This is a genomic window from Kineococcus indalonis (assembly GCF_009906395.1).
GTDB lineage: Bacteria > Actinomycetota > Actinomycetes > Actinomycetales > Kineococcaceae > Kineococcus > Kineococcus indalonis.
In genome coordinates this window covers 1-4,502 of the sequence record NZ_JAAALM010000342.1, presented here as the reverse complement: position 1 = coordinate 4,502, position 4,502 = coordinate 1, and the positions used below count along the sequence as shown (strand labels likewise).

Annotated in this window: 5 protein-coding genes; 3 read left to right on the top strand and 2 right to left on the bottom strand. The window is 78.3% G+C overall.

Annotation, left to right across the window (positions count from 1 at the left end; translation table 11 throughout):
* On the top strand, positions 1 to 279 hold a 279-nt coding region (locus tag GTR00_RS15275), incomplete at its 5' end, for a DUF3093 domain-containing protein (protein ID WP_166612455.1).
* A 14-nt stretch (positions 280 to 293) separates the two neighbouring features.
* Here GTR00_RS15275 and GTR00_RS15270 read toward each other — a convergent pair.
* On the bottom strand, positions 294 to 593 hold the full coding sequence (locus GTR00_RS15270; RefSeq protein WP_166612454.1) for a DUF4193 domain-containing protein: 300 nt from the start codon (positions 591 to 593) through the stop codon (positions 294 to 296).
* Between the two features lie 540 nt (positions 594 to 1,133).
* Here GTR00_RS15270 and GTR00_RS15265 point away from each other — a divergent pair.
* Entirely contained in the window at positions 1,134 to 1,481 is a 348-nt protein-coding gene (locus GTR00_RS15265; protein ID WP_166612453.1) for a hypothetical protein, read from the top strand.
* A 160-nt stretch (positions 1,482 to 1,641) separates the two neighbouring features.
* Here GTR00_RS15265 and GTR00_RS15260 read toward each other — a convergent pair whose 3' ends face one another.
* The gene (locus GTR00_RS15260; RefSeq protein ID WP_166612452.1) at positions 1,642 to 3,243 is read right to left on the bottom strand and encodes a ferrochelatase; all 1,602 of its coding nucleotides are present in this window, start codon (positions 3,241 to 3,243) and stop codon (positions 1,642 to 1,644) included.
* A gap of 345 nt (positions 3,244 to 3,588) precedes the next feature.
* Between GTR00_RS15260 and sepH the strand changes: the two genes are divergently transcribed.
* A partial coding sequence (gene sepH / locus GTR00_RS15255; protein ID WP_166612451.1) for a septation protein SepH occupies positions 3,589 to 4,502 on the top strand: 914 nt, incomplete at its 3' end.

Here is a 4,502-nt window from a genome sequence, read left to right as displayed (position 1 = left end):
AGCCTGGCCGGCACCGTGGAGGTCTCCGGCGGCGAGCTGCGCGCGGCGCGCGCGCGGGTGCCGCTGTCGGTGGTCTCGCGCGTGGACGTCGTGTCCGCCGGGCAGCGCCGGGCGGCGCTGGGCACGGAGCTGGACGCCCGCGCGCACCTGGCGATCCGCTCCTGGGTGCCGACGGCCGTGCGCGTGCACCTGGACGACCCTGCCGACCCGACCCCGTACTGGGTGGTCTCCACCCGTCGCCCCCAGCAGCTCGCGGACGCGATCGCCCGCGGCCGCTGAGGGCGGCGCGCGCCTCAGGCGGCGCAGTCGTTGCAGATGATCCGGCCGTTGCCGGCGTCGTGGAGCTGGCTGCGGTGCACCACCAGGAAGCAGCTGGTGCACGTGAACTCGTCCTGCTGGCGCGGGAGGACCCGCACCGACAGCTCCTCGTTGGAGAGGTCCGCGCCGGGCAGCTCGAAGCCCTCCGCGGCCTCCGTCTCGTCCTCGTCGACGGCGCCCGAGCTCTTGTCCGTGCGACGGGCCTTCAGCTCCTCGATGGAGTCCTCGTTGAGCTCGTCGTCGTTCTTGCGCGGTGCGTCGTAGTCGGTCGCCATGACCCTGCCTCACTCCGTGTTCCGTGGTCCTGCGGCCGGCTCAACGCTGCACGGCCCGGTTACATGCCCGCGCCCCCGGCCCCCTGCTCGACGGTGCCCGACCGACGAGGCGAGCACGCATCATGACCTACTGCCGGGCGCACCACGAACCGGGGCGGGTCACGGCGCGTCGCGAACGGCCACGCAGGGCGCTCGCCGCTGCTCCGCTCGGCTGCTCGCGCTGCTCCGGACGGCTCGTGCGCTCCCGGGCCCTCCGGGGCTCCGGCGCCGTCCGCCGCGGCCCCGCCGCCGGTGACGGGCGCGTCGCACACCCGTCGCGCGCCCGTCAGGTGCCCGTCGGGAGGCCGCCACGTCCCCGTCACCGGCCGGACACCGCGCGAGCGGGGCGCCTTGCGGTGACGCGCGCGGCGTCGTCCACGGCGACACCGCGGGAGTTGGAGCGGACTCCGACGCCCCGTAGTGTGCGGCCGTCCCCGCCGACGGCGGCCCCGTGCGCGAGCGCCGCGCGGCCGCCGGGCGCCCAGACCCCCAGGAGGTGCCGTGACCGCGCAGGAACCGCGTCCGGACGGCTCGACGACGCCCGAGAACGAGACCACCCGCTCCGCCCCGCCCGCGTTCGTGGCGGAGCTGTCCGAGCGCGTGCAGCAGACGCGCGCCACCATCGAGTCGGCCACCGCGGCCGGCGAGGAGGAGCTGGCCGCGGCCCACCTCGGCGAGCTCGAGGGGCTCGTCGACCTCGCCGCCGCGCACGACGTCGCGCTGCCCGACACCGTGGCCTACCTGGCCGCCCAGCAGGGCGCCGGGACCGGCGCCGGCGCGCTGGACGGTCCGGTGGACGGGGTGCTGGACCTCACCGCCGTCGACGCCGCCCGCTGCGCGCCCGCCTGAGCCGGGGCGGGCAGCACAGCTCCACCAGCACAGCTCCACCAGCAGGGCCCCCACCCCGTGAGGGGGTGGGGGCCCTGCTCGTGCGCGGCCCGCGCGACGTCCCGGCGGGGGTGGTCGACCCGGTGGTCGGCCCGGTGGTCGGCCCGGTGGTCGGGCCCGGTCAGCCCGCCAGCTCGGCCCGCAGGGCGGCGTGCAGCCCGGCGCCGGCCGCCAGCACGCCCTCGGTGCGCGCCGGCCCGCCGTCGAAGCCGGTGACCAGCGCGCCGGCCTCGCGGGCCACCAGCGCCCCGGCGGCCATGTCCCAGGGCTTGAGGCCCCTCTCGTAGTAGGCGTCCAGCCGTCCGGCGCCGACCCAGCACAGGTCCAGCGCGGCGCTGCCGATGCGCCGCACGTCGCGCACCCGCGGCAGCAGGCGGGCCAGCACCGCTGCCTGCTCGGCGCGGCGCTGCGGGTCGTAGCCGAAGCCGGTGCCCACCAGCGCCTGCCACAGCGCCACGTCCTCCGGCACGCGCAGCGCCCGCTCCCCCTCCGCGCTGCGCAGGCTCGCGCCCTGCCCGAGCGCGGCGCTCCACACCTCCTGCGCGGTGGGGTCGTGCACGCACCCGGCCAGCACGGTCCAGGTCGCCGGGTCGGGGCGGTCCGTGCCGCGGGCGGGGTCCACCACGCAGGCGACGCTGACGGCGTAGGCGCGCAGGCCGTAGAGGTAGTTCACGGTCCCGTCGACGGGGCACACCACGTGCGAGGGGCCCAGCGAGCCGGTGGCGGGCTGCTCGGGCCGCTCGCCGCGGGCGAGCGCGGCGCGCTCCTGCACCAGGTCCACCAGGCCGGCGACGAAGGCGGCGTCGGCGCCGACGGTGGCGGCGCGCGCGAACGGCAGGCCGATCTCCTCGGCCGTCTCCGCGGCCTCGGTGTCGAGGTCGAACTTGACCTCCATGTGGTCGCTGACGAACCCGACGGGCGCCACCACCACGCCGGGCACGCCCTGCTCGTGCAGCGCGCGCAGGTGGTCGTTGACGTCGGGCTCCAGCCAGGGCTGGCTGGGCGGGCCGGAGCGCGAGCAGTAGGCCAGGTCCCAGGGCACGTCGGTGCCGCGGGCCGCGCCGGCGCGGCGGGCGACCTCGGCGGCCACGTCGAGGTGCTGGCGCACGTAGGCGCCGCCGTCGCGGCCGGAGACGTCGTTCATGGCGTCGGGGATCGAGTGGGTGACGAAGACCACGCGCGAGCCCTCGGGCACCTCGCCCAGGGCGCGGGCGACGGCCCGGGCGTTGACCTCGGTGAACGCCGGGTGGTTGAAGTAGTGGCGGATCTTGTCGAACTCGATCTCGCGGCCCTCGGCGGCCAGCGCCTGGGCGGCCCGGGCGAGGTCCTCGCGGTACTGCCGGCAGCTGGAGTAGGAGGAGTACGCGCTGGTGAAGACGACCAGCACGCGGCGCGCACCGGCCTCGTGGGCCTCGCGCAGCACGTCGGTGGCGTACGGCTCCCAGTTGCGGTTGCCCCACAGCAGCGGCAGGTCCGCCAGGCCCCGGGCGTCCAGCTCGCTGCGCAGCTGCGCGAGCAGCTCGCGGTTCTGGTCGTTGATGGGGCTCTTGCCCCCGAAGTGCAGGTAGTGCTCGGCGACGGCCTCGAGCCGCTCGCGCGGGATGCCGCGGCCGCGGGTCACGTTCTCCAGGAAGGGCATGACGTCGTCGGGTCCCTCGGGGCCGCCGAAGGACAGCAGGAGGAGCGCGTCGTAGGGACGCGCGGAGGTTGTCGCAGCGCTCACCGGGTCATTCTCGCCGCTGCGGGGGCGATCGCCCGCCGAGGGTGGTGAACGGCGCTCCGCGGTCGGGCGGTGCCCGCGCGCGGTGCGCGCGGGGCCCGGCCGGGGGCCCGCGGCGGGTCCCCGGAGCCGTCCCCGGGAGCCGCCGGGGAGCGGTGCGGCCGCGCCCCGCGCGCACCTGACCCTCGACCCGAGGGTCAGGGTCCGGGCCGGTTCCTGCCCGGAGCCGGGTGAACACGCAGGTGTGCAGGTGGCAGAGTGCGTGCAGCGCTCGGCCCGACCGGGAGCCGCGCCGGCCCGGCCCGTCCGGCCGCGCCGCCGCAGACGACACCGCTGGAGGACGCCCTCATGCAGGACCTGAGGCTCGTCGGGGTCCACGACGACGGCGAGCACGTGGTGCTCCTCGGCGCCGACGGAGCGCGCTACCGGCTGCGGGTGGACGAGGCGCTGCGGGCCGCGGTGCGCCGCGACCGCGCCCGGCTGGGGCAGCTGCAGATCCAGCTGGAGGCGCAGCTGCGCCCGCGCGACATCCAGGCGCGCATCCGCGCCGGGGAGTCCGCCGAGGAGGTCGCCGACGCCGGCGGCCTGCCGCTGGACCGGGTGCGCCGCTACGAGGGGCCGGTGCTGGCCGAGCGCGCCCACGTGGCGGGCCTGGCCCGGCGCACCGCCTACGGCCGCTCGGGCGGCACCGGCACGCTGGAGGAGCTGGTGGTGGCCCGCCTGAGCGCGCGGGCGGTCGACCCCGAGGGCGCCCGCTGGGACTCCTGGCGCCAGGAGGACGGCGACTGGACGGTGCAGGTGGAGTTCGTCGCCGGCGGCCGCAGCCGCGTGGCGCGCTGGGCGTTCGACCCCGGCTCGCGCGCGCTGACCGCCACGGACGACGAGGCGCGCTGGCTGAGCGAGGAGGAGCCGGCCGACGCCGGCCCGCTGCCGGCGCGGCGGCTGGTGAGCGTGGCGGGCGAGGCGGTGCGCACCGGCGCCGAGCGCGTGTACGACGTGGAGGCCGACGGCGGCGTGCGCTCGGCGGGGCGGCCCGCGCGCCCGGGGCCGGGCGAGGTGGCTCCGGGCCTGCTGGACGCGCTGGACGCGCAGCGCGGCGTGCGCGGTGAGCCGGCCCCGGCGCAGGAGGCCGGGGATCCCGCGCCCCGGGTGGACGCGCTGCTGGCCGACCCCCCGCCGGCCCACCCGGCGGCCTCGGCCCCGCACGAGCACGAGGACCGCACGGTGCTGCCCCCGCCGCGCCCGGCCGGGCGCGGCGGGGG

Bases quoted from the DNA above. Each gene is read 5' to 3' on its own strand.
- GTR00_RS15270 (WP_166612454.1), bottom strand. From the start codon at position 593: ATGGCGACCGACTACGACGCACCGCGCAAGAACGACGACGAGCTCAAC.